This window comes from Streptomyces sp. NBC_00400 (genome assembly GCF_036048035.1).
Classification (GTDB): domain Bacteria; phylum Actinomycetota; class Actinomycetes; order Streptomycetales; family Streptomycetaceae; genus Streptomyces.
This window is the reverse complement of sequence record NZ_CP107940.1, coordinates 6629838-6645248: the sequence shown is the minus strand read 5'-3', so window position 1 is coordinate 6645248 and position 15411 is coordinate 6629838. Positions and strand designations below refer to the sequence as shown.

16 protein-coding genes are annotated in these 15411 nt (G+C 72.2%); 3 read left to right on the top strand and 13 right to left on the bottom strand.

What is annotated here, in order from left to right:
* Nucleotides 1-160: 160 nt before the first annotated feature.
* On the bottom strand, nt 161-766 hold the full coding sequence (locus OHS81_RS29060) for a transglycosylase family protein (RefSeq protein WP_328388051.1): 606 nt from the start codon (nt 764-766) through the stop codon (nt 161-163).
* A gap of 284 nt (nt 767-1050) precedes the next feature.
* Between OHS81_RS29060 and OHS81_RS29055 the strand changes: the two genes are divergently transcribed.
* Together OHS81_RS29055 and OHS81_RS29050 are read left to right on the top strand one after the other, a co-directional pair.
* Nucleotides 1051-1848, top strand: coding sequence for a hypothetical protein (locus OHS81_RS29055; protein ID WP_328388049.1), 798 nt, complete (start codon nt 1051-1053; stop codon nt 1846-1848).
* Between the two features lie 118 nt (nt 1849-1966).
* On the top strand, nt 1967-2311 hold the full coding sequence (locus tag OHS81_RS29050; protein ID WP_328388047.1) for a hypothetical protein: 345 nt from the start codon (nt 1967-1969) through the stop codon (nt 2309-2311).
* Nucleotides 2312-2336: 25 nt separating this feature from the next.
* Here the strand turns inward: OHS81_RS29050 and der are convergent, their stop codons facing one another.
* From der to aroH, 5 genes are all read right to left on the bottom strand, one after another.
* On the bottom strand, nt 2337-3797 hold the full coding sequence (gene der / locus OHS81_RS29045) for a ribosome biogenesis GTPase Der (RefSeq protein ID WP_328388045.1): 1461 nt from the start codon (nt 3795-3797) through the stop codon (nt 2337-2339).
* 68 nt (nt 3798-3865) lie between these two features.
* Nucleotides 3866-4522 carry a lysophospholipid acyltransferase family protein gene (locus tag OHS81_RS29040; RefSeq protein WP_328388043.1) on the bottom strand — a complete coding sequence of 219 codons (657 nt, stop codon included), beginning with the start codon at nt 4520-4522 and terminating at the stop codon, nt 3866-3868.
* Complete coding sequence (cmk, locus tag OHS81_RS29035) at nt 4519-5253, bottom strand: (d)CMP kinase (RefSeq protein WP_311625739.1); 735 nt, start codon at nt 5251-5253, stop codon at nt 4519-4521. Before cmk ends, OHS81_RS29040 begins: the two co-directional genes overlap by 4 nt.
* An 86-nt stretch (nt 5254-5339) precedes the next feature.
* Nucleotides 5340-6425, bottom strand: a complete 1086-nt coding sequence (locus OHS81_RS29030; RefSeq protein ID WP_328388039.1) for a prephenate dehydrogenase — start codon at nt 6423-6425, stop codon at nt 5340-5342.
* Nucleotides 6422-6784 carry a chorismate mutase gene (gene aroH / locus OHS81_RS29025; protein ID WP_328388037.1) on the bottom strand — a complete coding sequence of 121 codons (363 nt, stop codon included), beginning with the start codon at nt 6782-6784 and terminating at the stop codon, nt 6422-6424. Before aroH ends, OHS81_RS29030 begins: the two co-directional genes overlap by 4 nt.
* A 241-nt stretch (nt 6785-7025) precedes the next feature.
* Here aroH and OHS81_RS29020 point away from each other — a divergent pair, with 241 nt between their 5' ends.
* Nucleotides 7026-7721: a nucleotidyltransferase domain-containing protein gene (locus OHS81_RS29020; RefSeq protein ID WP_328388035.1), complete on the top strand. Its 696-nt coding sequence runs from the start codon at nt 7026-7028 to the stop codon at nt 7719-7721.
* A gap of 30 nt (nt 7722-7751) precedes the next feature.
* Here the strand turns inward: OHS81_RS29020 and OHS81_RS29015 are convergent, their stop codons facing one another.
* From OHS81_RS29015 to ald, 7 genes are all read right to left on the bottom strand, one after another.
* Nucleotides 7752-8765, bottom strand: coding sequence for an ADP-ribosylglycohydrolase family protein (locus tag OHS81_RS29015; RefSeq protein WP_328388033.1), 1014 nt, complete (start codon nt 8763-8765; stop codon nt 7752-7754).
* Between the two features lie 81 nt (nt 8766-8846).
* A complete protein-coding gene (locus OHS81_RS29010) occupies nt 8847-10028 on the bottom strand; it encodes a pseudouridine synthase (RefSeq protein WP_328388031.1) in 1182 nt (393 codons plus the stop codon).
* Entirely contained in the window at nt 10028-10744 is a 717-nt protein-coding gene (gene scpB / locus OHS81_RS29005) for an SMC-Scp complex subunit ScpB (protein WP_328388029.1), read from the bottom strand. The genes OHS81_RS29010 and scpB overlap by 1 nt, the downstream gene beginning before the upstream one ends.
* Complete coding sequence (locus tag OHS81_RS29000; RefSeq protein WP_328388027.1) at nt 10741-11760, bottom strand: segregation and condensation protein A; 1020 nt, start codon at nt 11758-11760, stop codon at nt 10741-10743. The genes scpB and OHS81_RS29000 overlap by 4 nt, the downstream gene beginning before the upstream one ends.
* Before the next feature lie 286 nt (nt 11761-12046).
* Nucleotides 12047-12712: a hypothetical protein gene (locus OHS81_RS28995; RefSeq protein ID WP_328388025.1), complete on the bottom strand. Its 666-nt coding sequence runs from the start codon at nt 12710-12712 to the stop codon at nt 12047-12049.
* On the bottom strand, nt 12697-13713 hold the full coding sequence (locus OHS81_RS28990; RefSeq protein WP_129297091.1) for a ParA family protein: 1017 nt from the start codon (nt 13711-13713) through the stop codon (nt 12697-12699). The genes OHS81_RS28995 and OHS81_RS28990 overlap by 16 nt, the downstream gene beginning before the upstream one ends.
* Nucleotides 13714-14201: 488 nt before the next feature.
* Nucleotides 14202-15317: an alanine dehydrogenase gene (gene ald / locus OHS81_RS28985; RefSeq protein WP_088801953.1), complete on the bottom strand. Its 1116-nt coding sequence runs from the start codon at nt 15315-15317 to the stop codon at nt 14202-14204.
* Between the last annotated feature and the right edge of the window lie 94 nt (nt 15318-15411).

Genomic DNA, 15411 nt, shown 5'->3' with positions numbered 1-15411 from the left:
GCCAACTTGTTCCGCAAAAGTTAGGTCATCGGTAGCCGGGACAGGGAACCTCCCGCTCCTGGATTCCCTCCGCCTCCGCCGCGTTCACCAGGCCTTCCGGCGGACCGGGCCCGGGCCGCCGGCACGGCGCTCCCGCCGCCGGACTCCCGCCGCGCGCCCGTCAGTCGTCGCGCGCCGGACGGGAGTGCTTCTTCGGGCTCTCGGGAAGCCGCAGCTCGGTGCCGGCCAGGAGCTTGCCGGGGTCCGGTCCGATGGTCGAGCGGTTGGCGCTGTACAGCGCCCGCCAGCCGCCCTTCACCCGGTACTTCTCGGCGATCTCGCCAAGCGTCTCCCCGCGCCGTACGACATGGGTCCGCGCGGGGGCGATCAGCCCGTAACGCCGGGCGCACACCGGCCAGGCGCCCCACCCCTGGGCGGCCTGCACCCGCTTCGCGATCTTGATCTGGTTCTTGCGGGTGGCGAGGTCGGCCCGCTCCGCGAAGTCGAGGCCGCCGAAGGCCTCCCAGGTGGGCTGCCAGAACTGCAGCCCGCCGTAGAAGGTGTTGCCGGTGTTGACGTGCCAGTCCCCGCTGCTCTCGCACTCCGCGAGGCAGCCCCACGGCCACTGGTCGGCGGCGCAGGCGTGCGTGGCCTTGCCGCCGGGGCCGCCGCCGGTCCCGTCGGCGGCGGCGTCGCCGGGCAGGCAGAGCACCAGGGCGGCGGCCGCAGCGGTGAGCAGCCCGACGGATCCCACGAAGCGCCGAGGCGCCGAAGAGTTGTCCGACATAGCCGGTGACGGTAAGCAGCCGTCGGCCGCTGACCAGCGCGCCACGCCCCGAGGACCCCGCCCCCACCCGGTCCGGTGTACGGAACACCGCCGACTGCACCAGGTTCTGCGCAAGAGTTGGCGTTATGTGACCGCTTCTGGGACGGCTTTCCACGGTTTTCCGCTGTGCGGGGATTGGTTCGATTCCGTTCCCGCCCTCGCGTGACTCCTGCCGCAGGTCACCCGTTGTCCTTGTACGAGCCGGGAGACCACCCGGCAGACGCACAGAGATCGAGGAGCCACCCGTGCCGCGCATGCTCGACGTCAGCGACGACGTTCGCGCCGAGATCGGCGATGAAGAAGCCGACCGCCTGCTGGCCGGTGGCGACGCCCCCGGCAGCTACGACTGCACTTCCTGCCGGACCCCCGGGGACAGCGAGCAGGAGCGCACCAGCACCGTCCTGTTCGTGGGCGAGGAGACCGCGGTGCTCGCGTTCGCCCATGCCACCTGCATCCCCTCGCAGGTCGTCCCGGTGTCGGAGGAGCAGCTCCAGGGAGCCGTGCGCTCCATCACCGGCGAGGACGCCGCCCCGGAGACTCCCGCACCGGCCGTCCCGCTCCCCACCACCCCGCGCCAGGCGACCCTCGGGATCACCTGCGGTCTGGTGCTGGTCGAGGGCGACCTGCGCCCCGCCCTGGTGGTGGAGCCGGACGGCCCGATCGCCCGCCCCGGCTCGGTCGGCCCGGACGACGACTTCCTTCCGCTGCTCCTGGAGCAGGGCTTCCACCCGGTGCCGGACATGAACCAGCTCCCCGGCCCGAACCCGGGCTGGTCCGCGCTGCTGGCCATGGGCAAACTGCACGCCGTCCTGCAGCCGGGCGGCGCCGGCCAGCAGGCCGCCTGGTGGCAGGCCCACCAGCCGCTGGCCGTCTCCGACGGCTGGCGCGCCGCGGCCAACAAGGCGCAGTCGGTGCTGATGTACGCGGCGCCCGCGGGCTCCATCGGCCACCAGCCCCGCGAGGACCTGATGCGCGAGGCGCTGGAGAAGGCCGCGGCCAAGGGCACCCTGGTCGCCGCGGAGATGCCGCTGGCCGGCACCTGACAGCCCCCGGCACCCGATCGCGGGGGCGGGACCGCCATTCCGGACGGTCACGCCCTCGCGATCAGCCATTTCCGCACGAAAGCCGCATCCCGCAGCCGTCGAGGTCGTTGGCACAGACGTGCACGCATACGACCCCTCCTCCCGCGCCCCGTACACCCACCCGATCCCCGGCATGCGCCCGTCCTACGAACACCGGACGACGCACACCACGGACCACGGTTCGGCCACGCCGATCTATGACGCGCTGTACGCCGAGTACCGCCGCGCCTTCCGGGCCCTGCCCGGGGACCGTACGGACGAGCCGGAGCTCCCGGAGTCGCTGCGCGGTGCCGTGAACTGGAACCGTACGGCGGCGTCCGCGGGCCACTGGGAGGTCGTGAGCCGGCAGCCGTACCACCCGCGGGGCCATGTCCCGGCGGCGCTGCCGCCGGCCCAGCGGGACGCCCGGCCGCACGGACACTGAGCGGTCCGCGCGGCCCGGGCCGCCGCTACTTCTTCTTGCTGCGCTTCTCGCGCACCCGCACGGAGATGTGGATCGGCGTGCCGTCGAAGCCGAACTCCTCGCGCAGCCGCCGCTCGACGAAGCGGCGGTAGCCGGCCTCCAGGAAGCCGGAGGCGAACAGGACGAAGCGCGGCGGCTTGGTGCCGGCCTGGGTGCCGAAGAGGATGCGGGGCTGCTTGCCGCCGCGGATCGGGTGCGGGTGGGAGGCGACGATCTCACCGAGGAAGGCGTTCAGCCGCCCGGTGGGGATCCGGGTCTCCCAGCCGTCCAGCGCGGTCTCGATCGCCGGGACCAGCTTCTCCATGTGGCGGCCGGTGCGCGCGGAGACGTTCACCCGCATCGCCCAGGGGATCTGCACGAGGTCCCGCTCGATCTCCCGCTCCAGGTAGAAGCGGCGCTCCTCGTCGAGGGTGTCCCACTTGTTGTAGGCGATGACCAGGGCGCGTCCGGCCTCCACGGCCATCGTGATGATGCGCTGGTCCTGCACGCTGATGGATTCGGACGCGTCGATCAGGACGACCGCGACCTCGGCCTTCTCGACGGCCGCCGCGGTGCGCAGCGAGGCGTAGTAGTCGGCGCCTTCCTGGAGGTGCACCCGGCGGCGGATACCGGCGGTGTCCACGAACTTCCAGGTCTTGCCGCCGAGTTCGATCATCTCGTCGACCGGGTCACGGGTGGTGCCGGCCACCTCGTTGACGACCACCCGCTCCTCGCCGGCGACCTTGTTCAGCAGCGACGACTTGCCGACGTTCGGGCGGCCGATCAGCGCGATCCGGCGGGGGCCGCCGAGGGCCGTGCCGAAGGTCTGCGCGGGCGCCTCGGGCAGCGCCTCCAGCGCGGCGTCGAGCATGTCGCCGGTGCCCCGGCCGTGCAGCGCGGAGATCGGGTGCGGCTCGCCGAGGCCCAGCGACCACAGCATGGCGGCGTCGGCCTCGCCCGACGGGCCGTCGACCTTGTTGGCGACCAGGACCACGGGCTTTCCGGCCCGGCGCAGCAGCTTGACGACGGCCTCGTCGGTGTCGGTCGCGCCGACCTTGGCGTCGACCACGAAGACCACCGCGTCGGCGGCCTCGATGGCGAACTCGGCCTGCAGCGCCACGGAGGCGTCGATGCCGAGGACGTCCTGCTCCCAGCCGCCGGTGTCGACGACCTTGAAGCGGCGGCCGTTCCAGTCGGCCTCGTAGGTGACGCGGTCGCGGGTGACGCCCGGCTTGTCCTCGACAACCGCTTCCCGGCGGCCGATGATGCGGTTCACCAGGGTCGACTTGCCGACATTGGGGCGGCCGATGACGGCGAGGACGGGCAGCGGGCCGTGGCCGGCCGCGGCGATGTCGCCCCCGACCTCCTCGAGGTCGAAGCCCTCCTCCGCGGCGAGCTCCATGAACTCCGCGTACTCGGCGTCGCCCAGCGCACCGTGCTCGTCGCCGGCGGGGATCTGGTCGTTCATGAAGTCCGTTCCTCGTTCATCATCGTGATCGGTGGGCCGCTCGTCCGCGGCCCACTACTCAAGTCTCTTCAGCGCCCGGTCAGGCGCCTGGCCTGTGCCAGGTGGGCGGTCAGCCGCTCCTGGATCCGTACGGTCGCCTCGTCGAGCGCCTTACGGGTGCGCCGCCCGCTGCCGTCGCCCGCTTCGAAGGCGTCCCCGAAGACGACATCGACGCGGGAGCGCAGCGGCGGCACGGCCGACGTCAGCCGGCTGTGCCGCTCCGTGCTGCCGAGCACCGCCACCGGCACCACAGGGGCGCCGGAGCGCACCGCGAAGTACGCCAGGCCCGCCCGCAGGGAGGCGAAGTCGCCCTCGCCGCGGGTGCCTTCCGGGAAGATCCCCAGCGCTCCGCCCTGCTGGAGCACCCCGAGCGCGTCGGTGATCGCCTTGCGGTCGGCGGTGCTGCGGTCCACCTTCACCTGCCCGATGCCCCGCAGGAACGGGTCCAGCGGGCCCTTGAAGGCTTCCTTCTTGATCAGGAAGTGCACCGGCCGCGGCGCGGTGCCCATCAGCATCGGGCCGTCGATGCCGTGCGAGTGGTTGACGGCGAAGATCACCGGGCCGGCCGAGGGCACCCGCCAGGCGCCCAGCACCCGCGGCCGCCACAGCCCGTACATCAGGCCGATGCCGATCCGCCGGCCGACCGCGGCGCCCGCCTCGCTCGGGGCCCCGCCGCTGTCGGTCACCGGGCGACCCGCCCTGCCTTCTCGGCGCCGGCGCCCTCGATGAGGGTGACCACGCACTCGATGACCTGCTCCAGCGTGAGCTCGGTGGTGTCGACCTCGACGGCGTCGTCCGCCTTGGCCAGCGGGGAGGTCTTGCGGCCGGAGTCGGCGGCGTCCCGCTTGATCAGCGCCTCGCGGGTGGCGGCCAGGTCGCCGGCCTCCTTGCCCTTGAGCTCGCCGCTGCGGCGGGCCGCCCGCGCCTCGGGGGAGGCGGTGAGGAAGACCTTGAGGTCGGCGTCGGGCAGGACGGTGATGCCGATGTCCCGGCCCTCGACGACGATGCCGTTGGGGGCCTCGGCGGCGATGCTGCGCTGCAGATCGGTGATCAGGGTCCGCACCTCGGGCACGGCGCTGACGGCGCTGACCGCGGCGGTGACCTCCTGGGTGCGGATCGGGCCCGCGGCGTCCAGGCCGTCGACCGTGATGGTCGGGGCGGCCGGGTCGGTGCCGGAGACGATCACGGGCTTGGCAGAAGCGTCGGCCACCGCGGTCGCGTCGTTGACGTCGATGCCGTTGGTCAGCATCCACCAGGTGATCGCGCGGTACTGGGCGCCGGTGTCGAGGTAGCCGAGGCCCAGCTTGGCGGCGACGGCCTTGGACGTGCTGGACTTGCCCGTGCCTGCGGGGCCGTCGATGGCGACAATCACTGCTGCCGGGGCGGTCCGAGCGGCGGTTTCCACGGTGACGAACACCTTTCTTGTACACGGGGCGGGGGTCCAAGGGCCACAATGGCCTCGGACAAGGTTACTGGCTCACCCGCACGGCGCCGTCCACGGTGTCATTGCCGGATCGACCAGCCCCGCTCCCGCAGCTCCGCGGTCAGTCCCGGAACGGCCTGCGGCTCGACCATGAGCTGGATGAAGCCGGCCTGCTGGCCGGTGGCGTGCTCGATGCGGACGTCCTCGATATTGACCCCGGCCCGGCCGGCGTCGGCGAAGATCCGGGCCAGCTCGCCGGGCTGGTCGCCGATGTGCACGGCGACGATCTCATAGGTGGCCGGGGCGGCGCCGTGCTTGCCGGGCACCCGCTCCCGCCCGGCATTGCCGCGGCGGAGCACGTCCTCGATGCCGCCGGCGCCACCGCCGCGCTTCGCGTCGTCGGCGGACTCCAGGGCGCGCAGGGACCGTACGGTCTCGTCCAGGTCGGCGGCGATCTCGCCCAGCACATCGGCGACCGGACCCGGATTGGCGGAGAGGATGTCGATCCACATCGCCGGATCCGAGGCCGCGATCCGCGTCACATCGCGGATGCCCTGGCCGCAGAGGCGTACGGCGGTCTCGTCGGCGCCCTTGAGCCGGGCGGCCACCAGGCTGGAGACCAGTTGCGGGGTGTGCGAGACCAGGGCGACGGCGCGGTCGTGCGCGTCCGCGTCCATCACCACCGGGACGGCCCGGCACAGGGCGACCAGCTCCAGGGCGAGATTGAGCACTTCGGTGTCGCCGTCGCGGGTCGGGGTGAGCACCCAGGGCCGGCCCTCGAAGAGGTCGGCGGTGGCGGCCAGCGGGCCGGAGCGCTCCTTGCCGGCCATCGGGTGGGTGCCGAGGTAGCCGGACAGCTCGCAGCCCATCGCCTCCAGCTCGCGGCGCGGGCCGCCCTTGACGCTGGCGACGTCGAGGTAGGCGCGGGCCACCCCGCGCCGTATGGCATCGGCCAGCGCCGCCGCGACATGGGCCGGCGGCACGGCCACGATGGCCAGGTCGACCGGGCCCGGGGGCGCCTCGGTGGTGCCCGCGCCGAGCGCGGCGGCGGTGCGGGCCTGGGCCTGGTCGTGGTCCTCCAGGAAGACCTGGACGCCGCGGGCGCTCAGCGCCAGCGCGGCGGAGGTGCCGATCAGGCCCGTTCCGATGACGAGTGCGCTCCTCACTGCGCGATGTCCTTTCGCAGCGCCCCGGCCGCGCCGAGGTAGACATGGGCGATCCCGGCCTTGGACAGACCGGTCTCGACATGGGCGAGCACCCGCACCACGCGCTCCATGGCGCCGGTGATGTCCAGCTCCTGGGCGCAGATCAGCGGCACGTCCGTGATGCCCAGGGCGCGCGCGGCGGCGGCCGGGAAGTCGCTGTGCAGATCGGGGGTGGCGGTGAACCACACGCTGATCAGGTCGTCCGCGCACAGGCCGTTGCGTTCGAGGAGGGCGGTGAGCAGTTCGCCGACCTGCTGCTGCATATGCTCCGCGTCGTCCCGCTCCAGCTGGACGGCCCCGCGGACCGCTCGTACCGCCACGTCGCTGCTCCCCTTGCGTTCTGTGCCGCGTCACGCACCTGTGCGCGCACTGATCAGCGTAACCAGCCGCACCGACAATCCGTACGCGGCGGCCGTCCGGCGAGAAGGCCGCGGGCGCACGGGCGGCGGCCCCTGCGCGTCGCGACCGGCCGCCCACCGACAGTGAGCACGCTGCCGGAGTTGGATATTCCGCTTCCAAAACCTGGTGACATTCACCATCCCACCAGCGACAATCGCCGCCATGTCCGAAGCCGCCGAAGGTCACACCCTGGTCGCCGAGCACACCGTCTACGCATGTGTGATGGGCTCACGCGCCTTCGGTCTGGCCACGGAGACCAGTGACACCGACCGGCGCGGGGTGTATCTCGCGCCCACCCCGCTCTTCTGGGGCTTCGAGAAGCCGCCGACCCATGTGGAGGGGCCGCGCGAGGAGGAGTTCTCCTGGGAGCTGGAGCGGTTCTGCCAGCTGGCCCTGCGCGCCAACCCCACCATCCTGGAGTGTCTGCACTCCCCCCTGGTCGAGCGGGTCGACGCCACGGGCCGGGAACTGCTCGCGCTGCGCGACGCCTTCCTGTCCCGGCAGGCCCACCGCACCTTCACGGGCTACGCCGGCGGCCAGCTCAAGCAGCTGCGGGCCGATGTGCGCCAGCACGGCGCGCCCCGCTGGAAGCACGCCATGCATCTGCTGCGGCTGCTGGCCTCGTCCCGCGATCTGCTCCGTACCGGCAGGCTCACGCTGGACGTCGGGCAGGACCGGGAGGAGCTGCTGGCGGTCCGGCGCGGTGAGGTGGCCTGGGACACCGTGGAGCGCCGGATGGCGCGGCTGGCCGAGGAGGCGGAGGCCGCGGTGTCCGGCTCGCCGTTGCCGGCCGAGCCGGACCGGGGCCGGGTGGCCGACTTCCTGTTCCGGGCCCGGCGGGCCTCGGCGCTCGGCTGAAGGCCGGCCGCTCCGGTCGCTGCCGGGTACTCAGGCATCCCAGGCCTCCCCCAGTGCCAGCAGTTCCTCGCGGTACTCGATACGGGAGGCCCACTCCTCGGGCCAGGCGCCGGCGCCCAGGTAGGCACCCGCGAAGGCGCCGGTGAGGCAGGCGATCGAGTCGGAGTCGCCGGAGGTGCAGGCGGCCCGGCGCAGCGCGGTGAGCGGTTCGTCGGGGAAGAGCAGGAAGCAGAGCAAGCCGGTGGCCAGCGCCTGTTCGGCGATCCAGCCGGCGCCGGTGGCCAGGCAGGGGTCGGCCTCCGGGTCCGGGGCGCCGAGCGCCGCGTCCAGCCGGTCCAGGACACCGAGGCATTCGTCCCAGCCGCGGGCGGCGAAGGCCGTCGCGGAGGGGTCCTGGGTCCGCCGCCACAGGTCGCCGAGCCAGTCCTCCGGGTAGAGGGTGCGATGGTCCTCGGCGTACGCCCGCAGCCGGCCGGGCAGCTCGGCGGGGGGCGTGCCGTCGGCGAGGGCGCGTACGGCGTAGGCGGTCAGATCGCCGGCGGCCAGCGCGGTGGGGTGCCCATGGGTCAGCGCGGACTGCAGCTGCGCGGCGCCGGAGCGCTGCCGGTGGCTCAGCCCCGGCGCCAGCCCGATCGGCGCGACCCGCATATTGGCGCCGCAGCCCTTCGACCCCATCTGGGCGGCCCCGGCCCAGGGCAGATCCCGGTCACTGAGCAGTTCACAGGCCCTCAGGCACGTCCCGCCCGGTGCCCGGTTGTTGTCGGGCGAGCGCCACCAGGCCACGTACTCCTCGCGCACGGGACCCACGAGACCGGCCGGCGTGAGGTCGCCGCGCCCCATGGCGGTGCGCAGCCCGCGGCCCAGCGCCAGCGTCATCTGGGTGTCGTCGGTGACAAAGGCGGGATCGGGCAGCGCCATCTCCCGCCACGGGCCGCACTTGGCCAGGATCGACGGCACATCGTTGAACTCGGTGGGAAAGCCGAGCGCGTCACCGAGAGCGAGCCCGATCAGCGAGCCGGTAGCGGCGGACCCCGTGGACACCATCAAAAAACCACCCCTTAATGTCACCATGACATTAAGGGGTGGTGCGACGCCGTCGCAAGGCCTTTACCTGCCGTGCGGCGGCTAGAGCTCGACCTCGCGCATCAGCATGCCGACCTCGGTGTTGGTCATCCGGCGCAGCCAGCCCGACTTCTGGTCGCCCAGGGCGATCGGGCCGAAGCTCGTCCGCACCAGCTTGTCGACCGGGAAGCCGGCCTCCGACAGCATCCGGCGCACGATGTGCTTACGGCCCTCGTGGAGCGTGACCTCGACGAGGTAGTTCTTGCCGGTGTTCTCCACGACCCGGAAGTGGTCTGCGCGGGCGTAGCCGTCCTCCAGCTGGATGCCGTCCTTGAGCTGCTTGCCCAGGTCGCGCGGGAGGGGGCCCTGGATCGCGGCCAGGTAGGTCTTCTTGACGCCGTAGCGCGGGTGCGTCAGACGGTGGGCCAGCTCGCCGTGGTTGGTGAGCAGGATGATGCCCTCGGTCTCGGTGTCCAGCCGGCCGACGTGGAACAGCCGCGTCTCACGGTTGGTGACGTAGTCGCCCAGGCACTGGCGGCCGTCCGGGTCCTCCATGGTGGAGACCACACCGGCCGGCTTGTTCAGCGCGAAGAAGAGGTACGACTGGGTGGCGACCGTGAGGCCGTCGACCTTGATCTCGTCCTTCTCCGGGTCGACCCGGACGCCCTGCTCCATGACGATCTGGCCGTTGACCTCGACCCGCGCCTGGTCGATCAGCTCCTCGCAGGCCCGCCGCGAGCCCATACCGGCCCTGGCCAGCACCTTCTGCAGGCGCTCGCCCTCCTGGTCGCCGAACGTCTTGGGCGTCTTGACCTGCGGCTTGTCGTGGCGGGCGCGGTTGCGCTCCTCCACCTGGGCGTCGTACTCACGGGGCCGTGCGGGCGCCTGGCCCCGGCCGCGCTGCGGGCCGCCCTTGGCGCCGGGGCGGGATCCCTTGGACGCGGCGCCGGTACGCGGGCCGCCCTTGGCGCCGCCACGGGCCGCCGCGCCGCGGCTGCCGCCGCTCTTGGGACTGCCGCTCTTGGGACCACCGCTCGTGGCGCCGCCGCGCTCGTCCTTGCGGTCCGAGGAGCCCCCGGTGCCGCCGGATCCGCCCACGTCGTAGCGGCGCTCCTCGGGACGGGGACGGCCCGAGCGCTGCTTGTCGTCCCTCTTCCCCCCGGCCTTGGGGCGCGGGGTGCCCCCACCGGCGCCGCGGTGGTCGCCCCGGCCGCTGTCCCTGTTGTTCCTGCCGCTGCTTCGCATCAATGATCCGTCTGAGAGTCGCCGCTGTCGTCTACGTCGAACGACGGGATACCTTCCGGGGAGTCGCCCTCGACCGCCTCCGCCTCCGGGAGGAACGGTGCGAGCTCAGGGAGCTCGTCCAGGCCGCGCAGGCCCATCCGCTCCAGAAAGTAATTCGTCGTCCTGTACAGGATCGCACCTGTTTCAGGTTCCGTCCCCGCCTCCTCCACCAGGCCGCGCTGGAGGAGCGTGCGCATCACACCGTCACAGTTCACGCCGCGTACGGCCGAGACACGGGAACGGCTGACCGGCTGACGGTACGCGACCACGGCCAGAGTCTCCAAAGCCGCCTGGGTGAGCCGGGCCTGCTGCCCGTCCAGGACGAAGCTCTCCACCGCGTCCGCGTACGCGGCACGGGAGTAGAACCGCCAGCCCCCGGCCACCAGCCGCAGGTCGAATCCGCGCCCCTGGCGGGCGTAGTCGTCGGACAGCTCGCGCAGCGCCAGCGCGACCGCCCGGCGGGGCCGCTGCAACACCCTGGCCAGGTGTTCCTCGGTCGCGGGCTCGTCGACGACCATGAGGACCGCCTCCAGCGCGGGCTTCAGGGCCAGTTCGGCCACGCCCAGCGCCCCGGCCGGTGCCCCGGACCGCTCCCCCGCGGCCTCGCCCGCCACCTCGCCCGGACCGGACGCCGCCTCCGTGATGTCGTACGCCCCGTTGCCGGCCACGCCGCTCATGCCCGCTCCTTTGCTGTGTGCGCTCCCTGCTCCGCCTCGGCGGCGCGCTGCCCCGGTTCCTGGTCGAACTCGTCCGTGACCACCGGCTCGGCCCCCTCCGTGCCCGTCCACCGGACCGTGAGCGCCCCCAGGGCCTCCTCCTGCTCCAGGACCACCACCCGCTCCCGGTAGAGCTCCAGCAGGGCCAGGAAGCGCGCCACGACGGTGAGGGTGTCCGGAGCGTCCGCGCACAGATCCTGGAACCCGGCCTCGCCCGCCTCCCGCAGCCGCGCCATCAGCACCTCGGCCTGCTCCCGCACGCTCACCAGCGGCGCATGGATGTGGTCGATGTAGACCTGCGGCCGGGCCTTGGGCTGCATCGCCTTCACCGCGAGCTTGGCGAAACCCTCCGCGCCGGTGCTGATGACCACCTCGGGCAGCAGCTCGGCGAGGTACGGCTCCAGCCCGACGGTACGGGGACAGCGCCGGGCCTCGTCGGCCAGCCGGCCGCTGAAGATGTCCGCGATGCGCTTGTAGGCGCGGTACTGCAGCAGCCGGGCGAAGAGCAGATCACGGGCCTCCAGGAGCGCGAGATCGGCCTCGTCCTCCACTTCGGCCGCGGGCAGCAGCCGGGCCGCCTTCAGATCCAGCAGCGTCGCCGCGACGACCAGGAACTCCGTGGTCTGGTCCAGATCCCAGTCCGGCCCCATGGCCCGGATGTGCGCCATGAATTCGTCGGTCACCTTCGACAGCGCGACCTCGGTGACGTCCAGCTTGTGCTTGGAGATCAACTGCAGAAGGAGGTCGAAGGGGCCCTCGAAGTTCTCCAGCCGGAGGGTGAACGTGCCGTCGCCGGCCCCGGGGGACGTCCCGCCGGGAGAGGCATCAGGAGTGTCCTCGGGGGTGCCCGCGGAGGTGTCCGCGGGGACGTCGTCCGGTGGCGCCGGCACATCCGGTGCCACCGGCCCCGCGGCGGCCCCGCGCCCGAGAGGTCTGCGGGCGCGGGGCGCGGGGGCGTCGTCGTTGGTCGTCGGCATCGCGGTCGGTCCATGGTGCTGTGGTCCCGTGCCGGGGGCGACGGGCTGGTCACGGGCGGGACAACCCGCCGAGGAGGCAGGCTATCCCGCGGCACCCGCGCGAGCGCCGACCCCGGCGCGGCCGGTCCCGCGCGGCGTGACGTTTCCGCACCGTTTCGGCACCACGGCACCCCGCCATCCACGGCAACCGCCACAGGAAAGCGCCGCCACCACGGCGAGCGGCCACCTCGCAGGCACCCGGTGGTACCGGACCGGCCGCGCCCCATGCATGCGCCGGGACCGGGCGTCAGCGCCCCCGCAGCCGCCGCACCAGAATGCTGGCGTCGCCGCGCGACTCCAGGTCGGCGAGGACGACGGCGACCGCCTCGCGGACGATCCGGCCGCGGTCGACGGCGAGACCGTGCTCACCGCGCAGCACCAGCCGGGCGTGTTCGAGGTCCATGAGCTCCTCGGCGGAGACATAGACGGTGATCTTCTCGTCGTGCCGCTCCCGGCCGCTGGGGCGGCGGTTGGCGCCGCGGGAGCCGCCGCGCCGGCGACCCTGGCCACCGGCCTGTGCCGTCGCCGCGGCCGCATCGGAAGCCGCCTGGCCGCCCTGGCCCGCCTGGGTCCGGTGGCCCTTGGCGGCGTCGCCGTCGTTCTCCCGGCCGCCGTGCTCGGCCGGCGGGCCGACGGCGGGTACCCGGGGCGGTGTGGCCGGTCCGCCGTCACCGGCCGTCGCCGCCGGGGCATCCCAACCGCCGCCCCCGGGCCGTCGCTGCCGTACCGCGGTGGCCGTCTCCGGCTCCTCCTCCGCCGTATCGGGCTCACCGGCCGGTGCCGGTACCCGGGGCGCCTCGCCGCCGGCCGTGGAGCCGTTCGCCGAGCGGCGGGGGCTGGAGGGCTGCAGCCCCCCTCCCCCGGTGGTACGGAACAGTTCGTCGGCTCCCGGCAGACTCACTCGGCGTGACACCGGGCGAGCACCTCCCTGGCGAGCTGGCGATAGGCGGCGGCGCCGACGGAGTTGGAGGCGTACGTGGTGATCGGCTCGCCCGCGACGGTGGTCTCGGGGAAGCGGACCGTACGGCCGATGACGGTGTGGTAGACGTGGTCGTCGAAGGCCTCGACGACGCGCGCCAGCACCTCACGGCTGTGCACCGTGCGGGAGTCGTACATCGTCGCCAGGATGCCGTCCAGCTCCAGTTCGGGGTTGAGCCGTTCCTGAACCTTTTCGATCGTCTCGGTGAGCAGCGCGACACCGCGCAGCGCGAAGAACTCGCACTCCAGCGGCACGATGACCTTGTGAGCCGCCGTCAGGGCGTTGACGGTGAGCAGACCGAGGGAGGGCTGGCAGTCGATGACGATGTAGTCGTAGTCGGCCAGCAGCGGCTTCAGGGCGCGCTGCAGGGTCGACTCGCGCGCGACCTCACTGACCAACTGCACCTCGGCAGCTGACAAATCGATATTGCTGGGCAGCAGGTCCATGTTGGGGACCGCGGTCTTCAGGAGCACTTCGTCGGCCGCCATGCCCCGCTCCATGAGCAGGTTGTAGACCGTCAGATCGAGCTCCATCGGGTTGACGCCGAGTCCGACCGACAGGGCACCCTGGGGGTCGAAGTCGACGAGCAGCACCCGTCGTCCGTATTCGGCAAGCGCGGCACCCAGGTTGATGGTCGAGGTGGTCTTGCCGACCCCGCCCTTCTGGTTGCACATGGCGATGATTTTGGCGGGGCCGTGGTCGGACAGCGGTCCCGGGATGGGGAAATAGGGAAGCGGGCGTCCGGTCGGGCCGACGCGCTCCCGGCGCTGGCGCGCGGCGTCCGGCGCGAGCGTCGCGGCGTATTCGGGGTCGGGCTCGTACTCCGCGTCCGGATCGTAGAAGTGCCCCTCGGGCAGGTCGTCGTAGTCGGCGAGACGGGCGGGTTCTCCACTGCCCCGGTCGCCGGCCATGGCGTTCACGTGATGGCCGTCCATGCTCTGGTGGGCTGTCGTGGAAATGCTCTGATGGGCTGCGAAGGTGTGGACCGCAACGGAGCCGACAGCCTCGCGCCCCGAGGGACCCTGGTCCCCTGCAACCGCTCCTGGTTGACCACCTCCGGGAGAAAATGTCGACTCATTCACAAGTCGTCTTACCTCCTTGGATGTGACCAGGAAACTTTATCGATAGGTCAGCGTGGCACCATGCCGACGGTTGGCGACTCTATGGCGTGTCGGGCGTCCGCAGCAACACAATCCACCGGACCCGGCACGATGTGTCGGTAACCGGACCCCCGATGTCAAGGGCGCAAGTGGCGTCGGACCGAAGTTTCCGGGGTGCGCGAAACGGCTAAAGGGTCACGTTCGCGGCGAGTTGGGGGCCGGCGTTCCGGAACGCGGCGTTCCGCGCGCCACGCATGCAACCGGCCGGGCCTTGTCGACAAGGCCCGGCCGGATATACAGCGTTGACGCGCTTCGTTGACGTCTCAGCCGAGGAGCGTGCGCAGTTCGACGTGCTCCAGGCCGTGCGCCTCGGCGACGGGGCCGTAGACCACCTTGCCGTCGTGCGTGTTCAGGCCCTTGGCCAGCGCCGGGTCACGGCGCAGCGCCTCGACCCAGCCGCGGTTCGCCAGCTCCACGATGTAGGGCAGCGTGGCGTTGGTGAGCGCGTGGGTGGAGGTGTTCGGCACCGCGCCGGGCATGTTGGCGACGCAGTAGAAGACCGAGTTGTGGACCGCGAAGGTCGGCTCGGCGTGCGTGGTGGGACGGGAGTCCTCGAAGCAGCCGCCCTGGTCGATCGCGATGTCGACAAGAACACTTCCGGGCTTCATCTTGGCGACGAGCTCGTTGGTGACCAGCTTCGGCGCCTTGGCGCCGGGGATCAGGACGGCACCGACGACGAGGTCGGCCTCGACGACGGCCTTCTCCAGCTCGTAAGCGTTGGAGACGATCGTCTGCACCTTGGTGCCGAAGATCTTGTCGGCCTCGCGGAGCTTGTTGATGTCCTTGTCGAGCAGGGTGACGTGGAAGCCGAGGCCCACGGCGATCTGCAGCGCGTTCCAGCCGGAGACGCCACCGCCGATGATGACGGCCTTGCCCGCGTGGACACCGGGGACACCGCCGGGCAGCACACCGCGGCCGCCGGCCTGGCGCATCAGGTGGTAGGCGCCGACCTGCGGGGCGATCCGGCCCGCGACCTCGGACATCGGGGCGAGCAGCGGCAGCTGGCGGCCGGCCGTCTCGACGGTCTCGTAGGCGATCGCGGTGGTGCCGGACTCCAGCAGCGCGTCGGTGCACTCCCGGGAGGCGGCCAGGTGCAGGTAGGTGAAGAGCGTCTGGTCCTTGCGGAGGCGGTGGTACTCCTCCGCGATCGGCTCCTTGACCTTCAGCAGCAGGTCAGCGGTGCCCCAGACCTCATCGGCGGTGTCCAGGATGGAGGCACCGGCGGAGACGTACTCCTCATTCGTGATGGAGGAGCCGGCGCCGGCGTCCTTCTCGATGAAGACCTGGTGGCCGTGGCGGACGAGTTCGTTGACTCCGGCGGGCGTGATAGCCACGCGGAACTCGTTGTTCTTGACCTCGCGGGGGATGCCGACCTTCACGTCGATCACGGTCCTTGAAAGAGAGGGTGCAGGAGGAATTATCCCCTCATGCGTTGCATGACGGAACTGACCGCGCCGAACGCGGCCCGGCCAG

Coding starts and splice junctions, on each gene's coding strand:
- OHS81_RS29060 (WP_328388051.1), bottom strand. CDS start 766: ATGTCGGACAACTCTTCGGCGCCTCGGCGCTTCGTGGGATCCGTCGGG.
- der (WP_328388045.1), bottom strand. CDS start 3,797: ATGAACGACCAGATCCCCGCCGGCGACGAGCACGGTGCGCTGGGCGAC.
- OHS81_RS29020 (WP_328388035.1), top strand. CDS start 7,026: ATGTCCGAAGCCGCCGAAGGTCACACCCTGGTCGCCGAGCACACCGTC.
- OHS81_RS29015 (WP_328388033.1), bottom strand. CDS start 8,765: ATGGTGTCCACGGGGTCCGCCGCTACCGGCTCGCTGATCGGGCTCGCT.
- OHS81_RS29010 (WP_328388031.1), bottom strand. CDS start 10,028: ATGCGAAGCAGCGGCAGGAACAACAGGGACAGCGGCCGGGGCGACCAC.
- scpB (WP_328388029.1), bottom strand. CDS start 10,744: ATGAGCGGCGTGGCCGGCAACGGGGCGTACGACATCACGGAGGCGGCG.
- OHS81_RS29000 (WP_328388027.1), bottom strand. CDS start 11,760: ATGCCGACGACCAACGACGACGCCCCCGCGCCCCGCGCCCGCAGACCT.
- OHS81_RS28990 (WP_129297091.1), bottom strand. CDS start 13,713: ATGGACGGCCATCACGTGAACGCCATGGCCGGCGACCGGGGCAGTGGA.